The following is an 18,554-nucleotide window of genomic DNA, read 5'->3' on the forward strand; positions in this document are numbered from 1 at the left end:
ATTTATTTTCAAATTGTAAATGCTGCTAAAGAAATTTTTCAGATTTTTAATGCGAGAAAAGAAAATTACGGCGATACTGGGATAAATTAATTCAGTCAAAATAAAAGGAAAATGTAGAAGCGAATTTATTGAAACACGTTATAGAAAAAACTGAAATATTTACGACTGATTCAGGTGAAGTAATGTGGGAGACAATAGTCTGAATACCGTGCCACTCTTAAAGGTAAATTATCAATTTTGTCAAAGAATATTTCAGCTAATGACGAGTGTGCATTATTGATTTCGGCCCAATTTTGTTATGCGTAGAATTTCGATAACTAAGTTGAATTGCTATCAAAAGTAGTTTCAATTTTATCTTGGTTCCTTTTTGCCCCGACAAAAGTAGAAGCTACTTTTACGAAAGATATTGCCCACAGATTCGTTATGCTGAGATCAATTATTTCTTAAAACTGGATGGGTATACGGGACATCTCACAAAAATTTGGGAAAAATCTATATTCATTAAATCCTGTTGGCAAATCCTACTCATATCGAGTCCCCTTTTTTTAGCACACAGTTAGAGAGACATCGAATCTACGAAATAATTGAAAACAGTGTTTATTTACTATTTGTGTATCGAATTACTCAGGGAAATAAAATCATAGATCAAATAGAAAAAATTAACGACAACTAACCTGATCTACTAATTGAATGGGAAGAATTATAAAAGGCTGTCCTGAATTAACAGGACAGCCTGAGCATTAAAATTCGTCGGACACTTCTCCATTAGGTGGCATGTCTTCGCCTTGATTTTCGCGACGATTATTTTTGTAGTTGTTTATGTTGAATCGGAGATTGAGCATTACGATTGGGGATTCGCGTTTGAAATGACTGTAATTATAAAAATCGTGGGATTCCTCCAGCATTTCAAATTCAGCTGTGCCGAATAAGTCTCTTACCTGAAGTGTAACACTCAACATTTTATTGAGAAATTCTTGCTTTAGTGCGAGGTTTGTAAACATGAAAGCTTCGCGTCGGCCTTGCGAAGAAACGCTTGGACTGTTATAAATCAAATTAAATTGAAGCGTTGTGTTCGTTGTCAATTTAATTGAATTATTGAATCGTACGTTCCAGTTAAAACTTTTTCTTTCGAATGGAATATCGTTTAAATGCCCTTTAATTCTGTAGTCGTAAAGATTACCCATCAGATTAATATTCCAATTTTTAATCAAGTCAAAGTTCAGAAAGAGTTCTGTTCCCAGTGAATAATCTGTACCAACATTTTGTACGCTCATTAAAGTAACATTATCGGAGAATGCCGATCGCACGTGTTCTATCTTATTTTTTACGACGCGGTAATAAGTTTCGAACGAAAATATCGTATTGCCGATCAGTGTTTGATAACCGAGTTCATAAGAATCGATATATTCCGGCAGAAGTGATGGATTTCCAATTCTTACGTTATATGCGTCCATCCAGGTATAAAATGGTTCGAATTCCCAACCACGAGGACGATTGATACGACGCGTGTAACTTGTCATAATTTCGTTGCCTTCGAAAATTTCATAGGAAATATGGAGCGATGGGAAAAAGTCCCATCTGTAAAGAGTAAACTCAAGGCTGCTGTCGGGAATTTCAACAGACCTACCTGTATATTCTCCTCTGAGTCCCAATTGATAGCCGAACGTTCCGATTTTATCCTGGAACAAAGTATAAATGGCCGACTCGTTTCGGCTATATTTTGTTGTATGACTGTATTCGTCAATAAAATCATATTCGTATGTAACGGGATTGTAATTAAGTAAACCAATTATTTCGTCAGAAAGATCGATTTGTCCCTGATAGCCAGCTTCGAATTTTCTGTCGCCGCCCAAGGGGAGTGTGTAGTCGATTTTAGCAATAAATTCTTTACCTGGACCGGATTCTGTATTAATTTTTCCTTCCACAATAGTATTACTTAGTAGAAGGTTATTTAGCGATTCTTCTTCGGAATTATCGCTGTCGAAGCTGAGGTCGGCAGTAAGTTGGTGCCCTTTCTCTGCAAAGTTGTGAATGTAATTTAAAGAGAGCGAATAATAATCGCCGCTCCTTTTTCTCGTAGAACTACTTATGTAACTTTCAGGAAGCGTGTTCAATGAGTTCCATTGAGTATAATAAAGATTAGAATTGCCTCCGAACGAACGACTACCGGCTCTGCCACCGAGGGTTAAAATTTTTTTGTTGCCAAAGTCGTAAGAAATTGAACCTCGTATTCCATAAAATTCTCTGTTGTTTTTAGATGTTCCAATCGAATTATAATAAGTAAATATATCGTTGCGATTAGTCCAGTTGTTTTGGTTCTGATCCATACCGAAATTTCTTTTATTATAGTTTAATCCGAAATTTATATCGAGATTATCGCTTTTGAGGTCAGTAATAATTTCGCCGCCGTATTTATCTTTCAAACCGCCGTTGAGTTCAACTAGTCCGCTCAGACCGATGTTCTTATTTTTTTTCATAACGATATTAATAATTCCAGCTGTCCCTTCCGGGTCGTATTTTGCCGAAGGATTGGTAATAATTTCGATGTTCTCAATTTCACTTGCAGGTATTTGCTGAAGCGTTTCATTAGGGTCTAATATCGAGGGTCTACCGTCAATTAGAACGCGAAAGTTCGTGCTTCCTCTTAAACTGACATTACCTTCGACGTCTACAGTGATTGAAGGAACGTTCTCGAGAATATCGACTGCTGTACCAGAAGCGGCAACAATATTCTGACCCACATTAATAACCTTTTTATCAATTTCATAAGAAATGGGTGCACGTTCTCCGCTAACTACCACGTCGTTGATTCCCACAGAATGGGGTGATAGTTCAATAATTCCAAGATCAAGAGTAGTGTTCGGCTTGATATTAAGGTCTTTTATGAAACTGTTGTCGTATCCGATAAAACTAATTCTTAAATAATATTTGCCGGGTTTAATTTTTTCGATAACAAAATTACCGTTTTTATCCGTAACCGTCCCAGTATACTGAGTGGAATCAGAAGCGTTGAATAAAACTAAATTTGCAAATTCCAGAGGAATTCTCGTCGATGCATCGAGTACTCGACCTGTTAACTTCCCTCCGCTTTGTGCAAAAACTTGAGAAATAAAAAAAATTATCACAATAAATAACTTCTTCATTTTAACTCCTTTCGAGAAATTAAAAACATTGATCAGAAAATATTCGTTCATTTGACAGAGGAGTGTTCTTATGAGTTTAATGCAATGAATTATCATTTTAGATTTTTATTTACTTACATAGAATAATTTTATATTTTTGTAAAAAAAAGATAAAAGACACTTATTATCTATAAGTATTAATTGAGTCAATAATGCTTAAAAAGAATGAAGAAATTCTTGATTTTCTTGCAGAAGGGATTTTCACTGTCGATAAAAACTTTGTTGTAAATTACTTCAATAAAGCAGCTGAAAGAATTACGGGATTCGATACGGCTGAGGTAAAAGGAAGAATTTGTAAACAAATTTTTCAGTCTGACCTTTGTATGGGGAACTGTCCCATTGCGGAAGCTTTATCGAAGGGAAAAAATTTGTTCGATTTAAGATCGAGAATAAAGAGGAAGGACGGCTCTTTTGTTAATGTCAAGTTGAATGTTGGGATATTGAGAGATGAAAATCAAAATCCCGTTGGAGGGGTAATTACAATCAGAGACTTATCTTATTTTCTCGATAATGAATACGAAAATTCAGATCATTTTTACGGAATAGTTGGAAGTAGCCGTGTAATGATGAATATTTTTAATTTGATTCAGGAAATTGCATATACTGATGCAAGTGTATTGATTACTGGTGAAACAGGCACCGGCAAAGAGATGATTGCCAATGCTATACAAGCTACAAGCAAAAGAAAAAATGAAAAATACATAAAAGTGAATTGTGCTGTATTACCACCCTCATTACTGGCGAGCGAATTGTTTGGTCACGCCAAAGGCGCTTTTACAGATGCAGTAAAGGATAGAATAGGCAGATTCGAATTAGCCGACGGAGGAACCATATTTCTGGATGAAATTGCCGAAATGCCAATTCAAATGCAGGCTCAACTGCTACGCGTTATTCAGGAAGGTACATTTGAACGACTCGGAGAGTCGATTACACGAAAAGTCGACGTACGAATTATTGCTGCTACAAATGTTGATATCAAAGAAGCGATAAGAGCCGGTAAATTTCGGGAAGATCTTTACTATAGATTAAATGTAATTCCAATTGAAGTGCCGCCTTTGAGAGAACGTAAGGAGGATATTCCTTTCCTTATTACTCATTTTCTTAATAAATATGATTTCATTTATAAAAAAGAAATAAAAAAAATCGACAAAGATGCACTCGAAGTTTTAACAGCATATCACTGGCCTGGTAATATTCGTGAACTCGAAAATGTGATCGAATATGCAGTAATCAGAACGAAAAGTCAAGAGGCGATAAAAATTTGTGCTCTGCCTGAATTTATTTTCGAGGGAAAGACGACCTGCATTAAAAAACAACATCAAAGTATCAGTCCCGCCCGTTTACTTCAGATACTGGAAGAAAACCACTGGAATAAATCGAAAGTTGCACGTCTCCTTGGTATTAATCGTACAACCTTATGGCGCTGGATGAAGGAGAGTAATCTTATCTAAAGCTGCTGCAAATGCAACATTTTGTTGCACTTCTTTAATTTACGATAAAATAAGGAGTTATCAATAATTGTTGCATATGCAGCAATTATACTAAAAATAAAAATACCTTTTTATCGTTTTATATAAAATTTTTTTTTGGCATGGTGTTTGTTAGAATTATTGCATGAGTGAAATGCTTGGAAATTATCATTTTCTGATTCGGGATTATTACTCGGCCTTAGGTGAACTGGAAAATGCCTTAGATAAAGATCCCGGAAATAAATTGATCAGAAAAAAACTGATTATATGCATGACTCAAGCTGGAAAGGTCGAGGAGGCATTTGACCATTTTTATTCTTTGATAAATGAGGATATCGGAATAATAATAAATACGAAACCTGATTGGGAAGATTGCCCTTGTCCTCATTTAGTAAATAAAATTGAAAAGGATGAAATCCCCGTAAAAAATCAGTATGAAAAATATTTACAACTTGGAATGCTCTGGCTTTACTGCGATGCAAAGGAATCGATTAAAAATTTCAAAAATGCTCTTAAATATCGCTCCGATGAAAAAATACTACATGTTATTAAACTAATTGAACCATATAATAAACATAACAATTAAGGGAGAACCAATATGCCAAAAGAACTTACAAGGAAAGAATTTTTATCGAACACGTCTAAATATGCAATCGGCGCAATAGCAGGCGTGGCTGGATTGAATGCATTATCGGGGGGAAAGATTTTAGCAAATTCCAAAGAAGCAACATGGCCCTGGCCTTACGTAACTCTGGATCCAGAAGACGTTCGTATCCGGGCACATCATCTATACTGGGACGACAAGGACTGTAGTTCAGGAGTATTTGGTGGGCTTGTAGAAGCACTGAGAGAAAAAATAGGGGATCCCTGGAACTATATGCCGATTGAAGTCATGCTATACGGTCGTGGCGGTGGTGCTGGATGGGGTACTCTATGCGGTGTTACAAACGGTGGTGCTGCTCTTATAAGTCTTGTTGTCTCCAAAGCTGATTCGGGAAAATTAATTAATGAATTGTGGGGCTGGTACACTACTGAGACACTTCCTACTAATGCAGCCAACCAGGCAGCGGTTGACGGTAAATATATCGATAAAAAGTATAACGATGTTCTTCCTCAATCAATTAGTGGCAGCGTCTTATGTCACTCCTCAGTATCTCAATGGTGTATGATAGCAAAGAAAAAAGTCAGCGATGTTGAAAGAAAAGAAAGATGCGCCAGATTAGCTGGAGATATCGCTGCAAAGACAGCAGAAATATTGAATGCATATTTCGCAGGTACATTTACGTCTACTTACGTTACTGACGACTATGTCACTCGGTGTCAGACATGCCACGGTCCAGCAGCTTTCAATACAGTAATGACTCAAATGGATTGCGAACCATGTCACGGCGACCCCCACGAAGTAACTGGATTAGTCGAAACTGACGGTTCAATTCCTTCGGATTATGAATTATCACAAAACTATCCTAATCCTTTTAATCCTACTACCAAAATTCAATTTGCTATCCCTAAGAATGAAAAAGTATCAGTTATTGTTTATGACATAATGGGACAGGAAGTTAAAAGACTAATTGATCATGAAATGCTAAACCCCGGCAAGTATACAGTAGAATGGAATGGTACTGATAATTATGGAAGGAAAGTTACAAGCGGTATCTACTTTGCACGAATGACTGCAGGACAGTATCAATTTACCCGCAAAATGAATCTCGCAAAATAATCATTACAGCAGGCTGCAGATAATTGTGTCTGCAGCCTCCATTTCTAAATTTATTTCTCATTTGATAATAAAGTCGATAACACATATTATTGTAAAAATGATTGAATCACTTTTCAATGAAACATACTACTATTAACGATATTGCTCGAAAATTAGGAATCTCTCCTTCGACAGTTTCAAGAGCTTTGAGCAACCATCCCGACGTTAAAGAAGAAACAAAGAAAAAAGTAAGAAAGGTTGCCAACGAGTTAAATTATACACCAAATCAAATAGCTCAAAGCCTTAAAACTAAACGAACAAATGCAATTGGTGTAATTGTGCCTGAAATCAAGCACGACTTTTTCTCGTCGGCTATTAGCGGCATCGAAGAAGTTGCCTATCATTCGGGCTATACAATAATTGTTTCGCAGTCGAACGAAAGCTTTGAAAGGGAGGTGGTTAATACAACCGCACTGGTACAGCAGCGGGTAGCCGGTTTAATTGTATCAATATCCCAGAGCACAAAGTCAGGCGAGCATTTTCAGGCATTGATTGACAGAGGAATACCATTGGTATTTTTCGATCGCGTAATAAATGAGTTAAATGTATTTAAAGTTATAATCGATGACAAACAGAGTGCATTTAAAGCTGTTATGCATTTAATCGAGAGGGGTTACAGGAACATAGCTCATCTGGCAGGGCCCAGAACTCTTGAGATTTGTAAAGCTCGTCTGGAAGGATATAAAGAGGCGTTAACTTATGCAGGAATTCCTTTCAAAGAAGATTTTGTAATGTACGGTGGAATGCACGAAAATGACGGTTATGCATCGATGGATAAACTAATAAAAAAAGGTACTGTACCAGATGCAATATTTGCAGTCAATGATCCTGTGGCAGTTGGAGCATTTCAAAGGATTAAAGAGGCGGGAATGAAAATTCCTGAAGAGGTTGGGATTGTTGGATTTTCGAACAACAAAATAACCACACTGGTGGACCCGCCGTTGACAACGGTTGACCAGCCTTCCTTTGAAATGGGGAAGAAAGCAACGGAGATACTGATTGATTTGATCGAAAATCCAGAAAAAGAGATTAAACCTTCGGTAGTAGTTCTTGATGCCGAATTAATAGTGAGAAAATCGACATAAAATTTTTATCATTTTCTGCAAACGTTTGCATAATTCGATTTTATTACTTTATTTTGACTTGTGAATTTGTTCTTTCTCCATATTTTGCTGTACCTACATTTAATAATTGAATAAATAAAAGGTAATAATATGGAAGCTATTGGTCTCTCCTTTATCGACTGGCTTATTATCCTTATCTATTTCCTCTTTGTTATCGGTATCGGTTTCTACCTGAAAAAATTTACCACGAGTGAAGAGGATTTCTTCCTTGCAGGACGAAAAAATTCTTCCTGGGTTGCCGGCCTGGCCTTCTTATCGGCAAATCTTGGCGCTCTCGAATTGATGGGCATGACTGGAAATACTTTCAAATACGGAATGTATGTCGCTCATTTTTACTGGATTGGTGCAATTCCAGCAATGCTTTTCCTCGGTATTTATATGATGCCTTTCTACTATAGTAGTAAAATTAAATCGATCCCGGGTTATCTTAAATTACGCTTCGATGAAAAAACGAGAGTTCTTAACGGCATCTCTTTTGCAATTATGACTCTCCTTGTCTCCGGAATTAATCTCTACGCAATGGCTCTTGTACTTCATACATTTTTAGGATGGAATTGGGATGTTAGTATGTGGGCTTCGGCTGCAACAGTGGCAGCTTATGTAACTTTGAGCGGATTAATGTCCGCTATCTTCACGGAGATTATCCAATTCTTCTTAATCTGGTTCGGCCTGTTCCTTGTTTCAGTTATGGGTATAATTGAAATCGGCAGTGTGAACGACATTTTAAACAGACTCCCCGAATCGATGAATACACTCTGGTCAACTTCAAGTGATCCAACACAAAATGGGATGCTTATTCACTGGGCCGGTATTGTCTTGGGACTTGGTTTTGTCCTTTCGTTTGGTTACTGGACTACAGACTTTCTTGTTATACAGCGTGCATTTTCGGCTAAAGATTTAAGATCAGCTCGTATGACACCAATTCTTGCATCATTCTTCAAAATGGCTCTTCCATTCATAGTCATTTTAGCTGGACTTGTAGCCATCGCATTGTCGAATGATCCAGCAAGTGGATTTAAATTGCTTGAAGACGGTGGTCAGGTAAACTATGACTCGGCACTGCCACTTTTAATTGCCAGATACTATCCGAGTGGCCTGGTGGGACTTGGAGTTACGGCTTTGCTTGCTGGTTTTATGGCTGGTCAGGCGGGCAATATCAGTGCTTTTAATACCGTATGGACTTACGATATTTATAAATCAGTACTTAACAAAAATGCTTCCGAAAATCACCTCCTCTGGATGGGTAGAGTATCTACCGTTGTTGGAGTGATAATTTCTTTAGGAACTGCTTATTGGGCAAAAAGTTTTCCGAGCATTATGGATTATATGCAGGCAATCTTCTCATGGGTCAATGCGCCTCTGTTTGCAACAATGCTGCTCGGCATGTTTATCTGGTGGATTACTCCAAACGGTGCATTCTGGGGGCTTGTAGTCGGAATGCTCTCTTCATTTTTCATGTATATGGGAGTGAAATTCGATTGGTTTAATGAAAGTATTATTACAATGTCAAGTGTTCAGAGCGATATGGCTGCAAATTTCTGGAGAGCCTGGTGGGCATGGCTTATTTGCGCAGTGCTTACGGTAATTATTAGTTTATTTACAAAAAAGAAACCAAAAGAACAACTAGTCGGCTTGGTTAAGGGACTGACTAATGAAAAAATCGAGCAGAATATTCCTCTTACAAAAAAACCTGAGTTTTATGCCGTCATTTCATTAATCGTTTTAATTATTCTAAATGTAATCTTTTGGTAAAAACCAAGGAGAAAGATTATGAAACCGATATGGTATTTTGTAGGACTAATACTATTAATAATGGGTGGGATTATTTTTCTAAACGGCATCTATCAAGCTCTTCATCCGGAAAGTGTAAAGACGGTTTTGAAAGAAACTCATCCGTCTTTGTGGTGGGGTGCAGTGATGATTATATTCGGCGCTGTTATGTTTTTCAAAACTAAAAATCAGAGTGTCTGAAAATGATCGAGTCGATTAAAGAAAAATTCAGCGAGCTTTTTAAGGGTGAACCCGTCATAATTAGATCGCCCGGCAGAGTTAATCTTATTGGCGAGCATACGGATTATAACTTGGGATATGTACTCCCTGCAGCTATCGACAAAGCAATTTATTTCGCAATTAAGCCGAGAAATGATAAAAGGATAAACCTATTTGCTTACGATTTAAATGATGAATGGAAATTTAGTGTGGATGATATAAATAAATCGGAAAAAAGTTGGGCAAACTATTTAATCGGCGTTGTCGACCAGATTAAAAAAGCTGGCAAAGAAATTAAGGGATTCGATTGTGTATTTGGGGGGGATATACCGATCGGAGCGGGACTTTCGTCTTCGGCTGCAATAGAAGCAGGACTGGCTTTTGCACTGGATAAATTATTTAATCTTGGATTCGAAAAAATCGAATTGGTTAAACTGGCGCAAAGAGCTGAAAATCAATTCGTCGGAGTTCAATGCGGAATCATGGATCAGTATATCAACATTTTCGGCAAAAAAGGAAATGTATTGAGAATCGATTGTCGAAGTCTCGACTACGACTATTTCCCTTTCGAATTTGACAATGTTTCAGTTGTGCTTTTTAATTCAAACGTTTCACACTCTTTGGCCTCTTCCGAGTATAATCAAAGAAGGAAAGAATGTACGACCGGCGTCGATATAATTAAACAAAAATATGAAAATGTTAATTCGCTCAGAGACGTTACTCTCGATATGCTTGAAGATTGCCGCGATAAACTTGATGGTGTAATCTATAAGAGATGTAAATATGTAATTGAAGAAAACGAACGGCTGTTAAATGCATGCAGTGCATTAAGTGAAAATAATCTTCAGGAATTCGGCAAGTATATGTATTATTCTCATAAAGGTCTTAGTGAAGAATATGAAGTAAGTTGTCCTGAACTCGATTATCTTGTCGAGCTGGTTTCAGATCAGAACGGTGTCTACGGTGCAAGGATGATGGGCGGCGGTTTCGGTGGTTGCACTATTAATTTGATAGAAAATAAATATGTTGATTCGGTCGCTCAAAAGGTAAAAGAAAATTATAGAAAAAAATTCGGTATTGACGTCGAAGTTTATGTAACATCAATAAACAACGGAACGGAAATTGTCGAGTTATGAAGAATTCAAATTTAACGGATTACCCGCACAGAAGATTGAATATTTTAACTGGTGAATGGGTGCTTTGCTCTCCTCACAGGACAAAAAGACCCTGGCAGGGTGAACAATCAGAAACACAGGAGGAAAAAAGACCCGAATATGATCCAGAATGTTATCTATGCCCCGGTAATGTAAGAGCCAATGGCGAGCGAAATCCTGATTATAAAACAACTTTTGTATTCACTAACGATTTTTCTGCACTCCTTGAAGAAACTCCTGAATTCAATTTCAATGAAAAAGATTTACTCGTAGCCAGAGGCCAGAAGGGAATTTGTAGAGTGGTTAATTTTTCTCCACGACACGATTTAACTCTGGCGGAGATGAATATTGAAGAAATTGAAAATGTTATAACTGTCTGGCAGAATGAATTTGAACTTCTTGGAAGTAAACCTTTTATTAAATACGTTCAAATATTCGAAAACAAAGGGAAAATTATGGGGAATAGTAATCCACATCCTCATTGCCAGATTTGGGCGCAGGAAGAAATTCCCAATGAACCTCTCAAAGAATTAAAACAATTCAAGAAGTATTTTCATAAAAATAAAAGAACTTTACTCCAGGATTATATAAAACTTGAGTTACGCAAAAAGGAACGTTTGGTTTATAGCAACGAATCCTTCGTAGCGCTTGTCCCTTTTTGGGCTGTATGGCCGTACGAAACTTTGATTGTATCACGCCGACCAATTGCAAATATTTTGCAATTCAGAAAAAAGGAAAAAAAAGACTTTGCCGATATTCTAAAAACAATTACAACCAAGTATGATAACTTATTTAAGATATCGTTCCCGTATTCGGCAGGATTACATCAGGCGCAGACAGATGGTAAAGACCATAAAGAATGGCATTTTCACATGCACTTTTATCCACCATTATTGAGGTCAGCAACGGTCAAAAAATTTATGGTAGGTTACGAAATGCTTGCAGAACCACAAAGAGATATTACGCCTGAGTATAGCTCAGAAATTTTACGTAATTTGCCGGTGAAACATTACAAGGAAATACAATGACAAACTTAAATCTTTCACCGGTTATTATAGCAATTATTTTATTAATGATAACGGCAAAGACTTCAGCTCAAAGTGGCAGCTATGATTCAACATTAGCAAAACAGGTTGGTGCCGATCAGTACGGTATGAAGCAATATTTTATGGTGTTTCTCTTTCGAGGTGACGTCAAAATTGAAGATGAGGCAAAACGAAATGAAATTCAAAGAGCTCACCTGAAAAATATCACAAAACTTGGAGAAGACAAGAAATTAATTTTAGCAGGATCTTTTCTGGACAACGGAGATTTGAGAGGAATTTTCATTTTTGATGTCGAGTCGATGGAGGAAGCGAAACAACTCACCGAATCCGATCCTGCTGTTAAAGCAGGGGTTCTCAGGATGGAAATAAAGCCATGGTATGGATCTGCCGCCCTAATGATGATACCTGAAATTCATTCGAAGTTAAGTAAGGTCAACATTGCCGATTAAGATATACCGAGTTTTTTCATCTTGCTTTGCAAAGTTGTTGGTTTAAGTTTTAATAGGGAGGCTGCACCATCTGGACCATAAATTTTCCCTTTCGATTTTTTGAGAGCTTTGAGTATAATTTTTTTGATTTCTTCGTCAAAAGGCGCTACCGTGTTGTCTTCGTCATTTGAATTGTTTTTAATTTCTTCATATTCAAAAATAATATGCTCGGGTTTGATAATTCCGTAATTGCACAAAATAATTGCTCGTTCGAGAGTATTTTGCAGTTCACGAACATTTCCGTGCCAGCTATAGTCTGTGAGTCTATTTAATGCAGCTTCTGAAAGAGCTATATTTGGTTTATTTAATTTTTCTCCTAATTTCTCAATAAAATAATTTGCCAGTAAGAAAATATCATCTTTGCGTTCTCTCAGTGGTGGAAGTTTTATTGGAAATACATTCAATCGATAATATAAATCCTCCCGAAATTTTCCTTCTTTTACTTTTTCGAATAAATCTACGTTGGTAGCACAAATGATTCTAACATCGGATTTAATAGTTATTTCGCCGCCAAGTCTTTCGAATGTGCCTTCCTGGATTGCACGTAATAATTTCGGTTGTATTTCGAAAGGCAGGTCAGCAATTTCGTCCAGGAACAAAGTGCCGCCATCGGCAAGTTCAAACCTTCCGCGTCTTTGAGAGATTGCTCCTGTAAAAGCTCCTTTTTCGTGTCCAAATAATTCGCTTTCAGCTAAATTATAATTCAATGCTGAACAATTGAGTGTAATAAATGGTTTGTCAGAACGATTTGATAGAGCATGGATTGCTTTTGCGACCTGTTCTTTTCCAGTACCAGTTTCGCCCAATATCATTACGTGCGATTCCGTAGGGGCAACCAGCTTAATCTTTTCTATTACCTGAGTCCACTTTTGAGATTTACCAACCAGACCTTTGAGAACCGATGAAATGTCACCCAATAAAGAATTGCGTTCATAAATCAAAGTTTGTTTTTCACTCAATAACGAATCGTTCATAATTGATTGAGCAAGTGCAAGAGAAATTAATTTGGATAATGTGCTTGTTAAATTTACCCTCATAGGAGTAAACATGTCGCACTGACGGTGGTCGAGCGTCATCAAGCCGAGGATATCTCCATGGATCTTCAGAGGAGCTAACATACACGAATGTCCCAAAGGGAGATCGATTACTCCTTTGTAAGTGTCTTCGTGATGGGGATCTTTCGATTCTTCTACTAATTTAACATTACCTGAAATAAGTACATCACGTATGTCAGTTCTTTTTTTCAGGTCAACTGCAAAATTGTAGATTTCATCGGTTACCAGCAGCCCTTTTGCATAACGGACCTTCAATTTATCATCTCCTTCACGACTTAGAATTACAGCAAGTTCATAAGGGACTATTTCCTGGATAGCATCAAGCAAGATATCCATCGTAACTGCAGGAGTTAAATAACTGATTGTATTTAGTTTCAAATCGTTCATCATTGCACCGAATAATAGTTGTTTTACGAATAATCGTTGCAAAATATAACTAAATATAGTTGCAACATCAATGCTGGAAAATAAAATATTCTAAGATATTGTTAATAAATGAGTTAATATGATAATTATTCTGGCACACAAATTGACTTAATAATGTTAGTTTTAATTAAACAAAAGGAGAAGAAGATGAAAACTCAAGTATCAAATAGCGTTAATGTTGAGACCGCTGAACTTCTTAAAACAGTTCTGGCGGATCAATTTGTGCTTTACACAAAAGCGAGAAACTATCACTGGAATGTAACCGGCGGACATTTTTATCGCTTGCATGAAATATTTGAAAAATTGTACGATGAACTGGCTGAAGATATTGATGAAGTGGCTGAAAGAATTCGGGCCCTTGGAGTTAATGCGCCCGGGACATTAAGCGAATTTCTAAGACTTTCTCAAATCGGCGAAACTGAAAATTACTATCCAGCTGCCGAGGAAATGGTGCGTACATTTACAAACGACTATGAACTTGTAACAAATCGTATAATTGAAAATGCTATAAAAATTCAAGACGAATTCAGGGATGAAATTACAGCGGGACTGTTATATGGTCTTGCTCAGAAATACCAGAAAAATCTGTGGATGCTTAAATCATTAATTAATAACTAAGGAGGAAAAATGGAACAGGTAAGAAATGGAATTCCATTGATTGGCGACAAAATGCCAGAGTTAACAGTTCAAACTACTCACGGTATAAAAAATATTCCTGGTGATTACAAAGGTAAATGGATTGTACTTTTTAGTCATCCGGCAGACTTTACACCAGTGTGCACGACCGAGTTTGTTGCTTTTGCAAAGAGAAATGACGAATTCAAAAAACTAAATGCAGAATTGCTGGGGCTTTCAATCGACCAGGTCTTCTCGCATATTAAATGGGTCGAATGGATCGAAGAAAAAATCGGCGTTAAAATTCCTTTCCCTATTATCGCAGACGATATGGGCAAAGTTGCCGAAGCCTTTGGAATGGTACATCCAGGTAAAGGTACAAATACTGTACGGGCGGTATTTTTAATTGATCCGAATGGTGTCATCCGTCTTATGATCTACTATCCACAGGAAATCGGTAGGCAGGTTGACGAAGTATTGAGAGCTCTAAGAGCACTTCAAATTTCGGATATTAATAAAGTGGCTATGCCCGAAAACTGGCCCAATAACGAATTGATTAAGGATAAAGTAATCATACCACCGCCGAAAGACATAGCAGAAGCCGAAAAAAGAAAATCCTCAAAAGAAGGATACGATTGGTGGTTTACTTATAAATCCCTTTGACAATTATAGGCTGCCTTTCTGGCAGCCTTTTTATTTCTCCCTCCTCTTTACAAATGAGCCCTGCTTTTTCTATTTTAAATTGATTGGATATCTTTAAGTTATGTATTCATAATGAATATAAACCTTGAACTAATACTTATACTTCTCCTGCTGCTCTCTTTACTGGCGAGCATTTTAGTTTATTTTCTGATAAAAAAGATAAAGAATAAAAGCAGGGAACTCGAGAATCAACTTAACCTCAAACTTCAGCAGCTCGAAATCCTCAATAATACATTAATGGAAGAAATACAACTCAGAAAAGAAACGGAGAAAAAATTACTCGAAAAGGCAGAGGAACTTCAGCAATCCAACAGAGATAAAGACAGAATGTTTTCTGTAATTTCACACGACCTTAAAAATCCTTTCCAGGGTTTACTTAGCTATTCGGAAATGCTTTATGAGGAATTCAACGAATTGGACGACAATGTTAAACTTGAAATTGCCAAAGGAATTCGTTCCTCAACGAAAAATATTTACAATCTTTTAGTTAATCTCCTTGAATGGTCGCGCTTAAAAACCAATAGAATGGAAATAGAAATAAAAGAAATTAATTTATACGAGCTGGTGCAGGAAGTTTATAATCTGCATATGCCAAATGCTAAAAAGAAAAATATTGAGTTATTGAATGAAATTGATAAGAAAGCCGTTGTTCAGAGCGACGAATATATGCTCAATTCCATCTTTAATAATTTGATAGGTAATGCAATTAAATATTCGGACGACGGCGACAAAGTTATTGCACGCTGCGAATTCAATTCGGACACTCTGGAAATTTCGATACAGGATACAGGAGTAGGAATTCCAGTCGAGAGATTGAGAACTTTGTTCAAACCAGGCAGTAACCGCTCGACAGCTGGGACTCAGAATGAAAGCGGCACTGGATTGGGATTATTGATATGTAAAGAAATGATTGAGAAACTCAACGGAAAAATTACAGTAGAAAGCAAAGAAGGCGAAGGTACTCGCTTTACAATAATTCTACCGTGCGATCATGAAAGAGTATAGATACTACTTGGTTTATAAACCATACGGGATGCTTTCTCAATTTTCTGATAATCAGGGACGACCTACATTAAAATCACTTTTCCCGTTTCCGAAAGATGTCTATCCTGTTGGTAGATTAGATATGGATAGCGAAGGCTTGTTATTGGTTACTAACGATAAAAAAATAAATAATATTTTATTAAATCCAGATTATTGTCACGAGCGGGAGTATTATGTACAGGTTGAAGGAATTCCCGATGAAGAAGCACTCGATAAATTGAGAAAAGGAGTGTTTATTAAAGGAATGAAAACATTGCCTGCAAAAGTCAGGTTGATTGAGTCTCCCGACCTTCCGGAACGAATTCCACCTATTAGAAAAAGATTAAACATACCTACTTGCTGGCTAAGTATTACATTAATTGAGGGGAAAAACAGACAGGTTAGAAGAATGACGGCTTCTGTTGGTTATCCTACATTGCGACTTGTACGAGTGCGAATAGAAAATCTCCATCTAAAAAATATGAAACCCGGGGAAGTACTTCAGTTGCAAGGAAGAAAGCTTTCGGAATTTTATAAAATAATTAATAAAAAAGCTGCTTCGCATTTTTTATCGAATACGAAGCAGCGTTAAAAGCTACATACTTAATTTAATGCCTCCATAAAGACTTCTTCCATAAGTTCCATAATAAAGTATTTCTTCATAATCTTCATTAAAGATGTTATCAATTCTTCCGTACAATCTAATTTTATCAGTCAATTTAAATGAAACCGAAAAATTAACAAGAGTGTAAGGACTCAATTCCACTCTTTGAGCTGGATAAACCGAAAAATCTTTGTCGTATCGGCTACCTTTATATTTTAACTCAGCAGCAAGATAAAAACGATCTATCTGGTAGCCTGCTGAAAAGAAGAGTTGATGAGCGGGTCTTCTTAAAAGTTCTTTTCCATAATCTTCGCTTGCCAAGTACTTGTCTTTGGTTTTGTTGTAAGTATAACTGAAGTTCAAATCAACACCGTAATAATTTCTTAAATTAATATAAGTTTCCAAGCCATTGGATTCCGCTTCTGCGATATTAATAGTTTTATAATTCTCATCATAACCAAACATATTTTTCATGTCGAGCTGGAAATATGTTATGCCAGTTATAAATTTGTTGTCGATTAGTGACTGTTCTATTCCAATGTCCAGACCGGTTGTTTCCTCAGGTTTTAATTCAGGATTGCCGTAAAGTGGATCCAGCAAATAATAGAGGGAAGGAGCTTTAAAACCAGTACCGTATGAAAGTTTAATCTTTGTGCCAGTTTGAGAAATAAAATAAGATGGTGCAAATCTGTATGTGGTTTTGTTACCATATTTGCTGTGTTTGTCGAATCTAATTCCTGCTGTGATGAAAATTTTACCTGCTATGTTGATTTGATCCTGTAAGTAAATTCCCACATTGTCCATCGACGATTCAGGGAAGGTGCTGGCATATTCGCCCCATTGCGAATTGCTTAAATAGTTTGTGTAAGCTGTTTCTTTTTCGTAAGCAACGCCGGCGGTTATTGTGTTGGAGTTCAAATGTAATATATTCATAAAATCGGCTGCCAGACGTGTCCCTCTATTGTAACTGTCAGATGAAGTTGAAGGTCGTAAATCGTCAGGTAGATCGATTGCGTTGGCGAATTTTCTGGTTGCTGAAAGAACCAGAGATTGCTCGAGCAAATTTTCCAGTCCCTTATAATTAAGTGCTGCCTTGAAAACCTGGTCTTCATTTTTATAAGTGTAATTCGGATCGTCTCCATATTTATCGTTTTGATCGAGATCGGTATTTGTCTTTATATATTTATATAAAAATTCTGCATTAAGATTGTTAAGTAGCGGGTAATTAAGTTTAACGGTAATGCCGTTATTTGTGTAACCATCGTCTTCTGTGTTTCCGTATTTCGAATTGCTTGCAGAAATTCCCTCTGTTGAATGTCTACTTAGATTAATAAAATAATTGAGTTTTCCAATAGTGCTGTTAAGGTTAAGAGCACCTTTAAATGTTGAATGTGACCCCGCTTCAGCATTTAGAGAATAATTGTTCGCTCCGGCTTTCTGAGTAATGATATTGATAATTCCAGCTGCTGCGTCAGCGCCGTATAAAGTGCTTTGGGGACCTCTTACAATTTCGATTCGTTCTATATCGTCGGTTGTTAGATTCGCAAAATCGAAAGCGTTGTTCGGTGAAGTGGGATCGTTCATTTTAATTCCATCGATATAAACAAGCGTATGGTTTGAATTTGCGCCTCTGATGAACGAGTATGATATTCTACCGCGTCCTCCCTGTTGAGTGATAGAAATGCCTGGTGCTCTTCTCAATAGATCGATTACGTCGTTGAGATTGGAATTTTCAATTTCATCTCGTGTAAAAACCGTAACCGAGCTGGCAATTGCGTAGTAGGGAGTTTCGGTTTTGGTTGCAGTTACAACAACTTCCGATAGAGTAGTTTTAAGCGTATCGGTTTGTGCATTTAAAAACGAGAAAGAAAAAATTAATAATAAAGTGATGGAAGCTTTCATAGAAGTTACTCCTTTT

The 18,554-nt window shown here is 36.9% G+C and carries 16 protein-coding genes; 13 read left to right on the plus strand and 3 right to left on the minus strand.

Going from position 1 to position 18,554, the window contains the following annotated elements:
- Positions 1-740: 740 nt before the first annotated feature.
- Positions 741-3,143: a TonB-dependent receptor gene (locus ACUN8G_RS12260; protein WP_437345296.1), complete on the minus strand. Its 2,403-nt coding sequence runs from the start codon at positions 3,141-3,143 to the stop codon at positions 741-743.
- A gap of 191 nt (positions 3,144-3,334) precedes the next feature.
- Between ACUN8G_RS12260 and ACUN8G_RS12265 the strand changes: the two genes are divergently transcribed.
- From ACUN8G_RS12265 to ACUN8G_RS12305, 9 genes are all read left to right on the plus strand, one after another.
- Positions 3,335-4,633 carry a sigma-54 interaction domain-containing protein gene (locus tag ACUN8G_RS12265; RefSeq protein ID WP_437345295.1) on the plus strand — a complete coding sequence of 433 codons (1,299 nt, stop codon included), beginning with the start codon at positions 3,335-3,337 and terminating at the stop codon, positions 4,631-4,633.
- A gap of 163 nt (positions 4,634-4,796) precedes the next feature.
- The gene (locus ACUN8G_RS12270; RefSeq protein ID WP_437345294.1) at positions 4,797-5,237 is read left to right on the plus strand and encodes a tetratricopeptide repeat protein; all 441 of its coding nucleotides are present in this window, start codon (positions 4,797-4,799) and stop codon (positions 5,235-5,237) included.
- A gap of 12 nt (positions 5,238-5,249) precedes the next feature.
- Positions 5,250-6,371 (plus strand): C-GCAxxG-C-C family (seleno)protein, encoded by a 1,122-nt coding sequence (locus ACUN8G_RS12275; protein WP_437345293.1) that lies wholly within the window; start codon positions 5,250-5,252, stop codon positions 6,369-6,371.
- Between the two features lie 116 nt (positions 6,372-6,487).
- Positions 6,488-7,495 carry a LacI family DNA-binding transcriptional regulator gene (locus ACUN8G_RS12280; RefSeq protein WP_437345292.1) on the plus strand — a complete coding sequence of 336 codons (1,008 nt, stop codon included), beginning with the start codon at positions 6,488-6,490 and terminating at the stop codon, positions 7,493-7,495.
- Positions 7,496-7,624: 129 nt separating this feature from the next.
- The gene (locus tag ACUN8G_RS12285) at positions 7,625-9,286 is read left to right on the plus strand and encodes a sodium:solute symporter family protein (protein WP_437345291.1); all 1,662 of its coding nucleotides are present in this window, start codon (positions 7,625-7,627) and stop codon (positions 9,284-9,286) included.
- Between the two features lie 18 nt (positions 9,287-9,304).
- The gene (locus ACUN8G_RS12290; RefSeq protein WP_437345290.1) at positions 9,305-9,505 is read left to right on the plus strand and encodes a hypothetical protein; all 201 of its coding nucleotides are present in this window, start codon (positions 9,305-9,307) and stop codon (positions 9,503-9,505) included.
- 2 nt (positions 9,506-9,507) lie between these two features.
- On the plus strand, positions 9,508-10,659 hold the full coding sequence (locus ACUN8G_RS12295) for a galactokinase (protein WP_437345289.1): 1,152 nt from the start codon (positions 9,508-9,510) through the stop codon (positions 10,657-10,659).
- Positions 10,656-11,705 (plus strand): UDP-glucose--hexose-1-phosphate uridylyltransferase, encoded by a 1,050-nt coding sequence (locus ACUN8G_RS12300; RefSeq protein ID WP_437345288.1) that lies wholly within the window; start codon positions 10,656-10,658, stop codon positions 11,703-11,705. The genes ACUN8G_RS12295 and ACUN8G_RS12300 overlap by 4 nt, the downstream gene beginning before the upstream one ends.
- On the plus strand, positions 11,702-12,172 hold the full coding sequence (locus tag ACUN8G_RS12305; protein WP_437345287.1) for a YciI family protein: 471 nt from the start codon (positions 11,702-11,704) through the stop codon (positions 12,170-12,172). Before ACUN8G_RS12300 ends, ACUN8G_RS12305 begins: the two co-directional genes overlap by 4 nt.
- Here ACUN8G_RS12305 and ACUN8G_RS12310 read toward each other — a convergent pair.
- The gene (locus ACUN8G_RS12310) at positions 12,169-13,653 is read right to left on the minus strand and encodes a sigma-54-dependent Fis family transcriptional regulator (protein ID WP_437345784.1); all 1,485 of its coding nucleotides are present in this window, start codon (positions 13,651-13,653) and stop codon (positions 12,169-12,171) included. The two genes, ACUN8G_RS12305 and ACUN8G_RS12310, sit on opposite strands and share 4 nt — an antisense overlap.
- Before the next feature lie 186 nt (positions 13,654-13,839).
- Between ACUN8G_RS12310 and ACUN8G_RS12315 the strand changes: the two genes are divergently transcribed.
- From ACUN8G_RS12315 to ACUN8G_RS12330, 4 genes are all read left to right on the plus strand, one after another.
- Complete coding sequence (locus ACUN8G_RS12315; protein ID WP_437345286.1) at positions 13,840-14,310, plus strand: Dps family protein; 471 nt, start codon at positions 13,840-13,842, stop codon at positions 14,308-14,310.
- Between the two features lie 9 nt (positions 14,311-14,319).
- Positions 14,320-14,970, plus strand: coding sequence for a peroxiredoxin (locus tag ACUN8G_RS12320; protein WP_437345285.1), 651 nt, complete (start codon positions 14,320-14,322; stop codon positions 14,968-14,970).
- 111 nt (positions 14,971-15,081) lie between these two features.
- Positions 15,082-16,014 carry a sensor histidine kinase gene (locus tag ACUN8G_RS12325; protein WP_437345284.1) on the plus strand — a complete coding sequence of 311 codons (933 nt, stop codon included), beginning with the start codon at positions 15,082-15,084 and terminating at the stop codon, positions 16,012-16,014.
- Positions 16,001-16,624: a pseudouridine synthase gene (locus ACUN8G_RS12330; protein WP_437345283.1), complete on the plus strand. Its 624-nt coding sequence runs from the start codon at positions 16,001-16,003 to the stop codon at positions 16,622-16,624. The genes ACUN8G_RS12325 and ACUN8G_RS12330 overlap by 14 nt, the downstream gene beginning before the upstream one ends.
- 3 nt (positions 16,625-16,627) lie before the next feature.
- Here ACUN8G_RS12330 and ACUN8G_RS12335 read toward each other — a convergent pair whose 3' ends face one another.
- Positions 16,628-18,538: a TonB-dependent receptor plug domain-containing protein gene (locus ACUN8G_RS12335; protein WP_437345282.1), complete on the minus strand. Its 1,911-nt coding sequence runs from the start codon at positions 18,536-18,538 to the stop codon at positions 16,628-16,630.
- Positions 18,539-18,554 lie beyond the last annotated feature (16 nt).

The organism is Melioribacter sulfuriphilus (assembly GCF_052656625.1).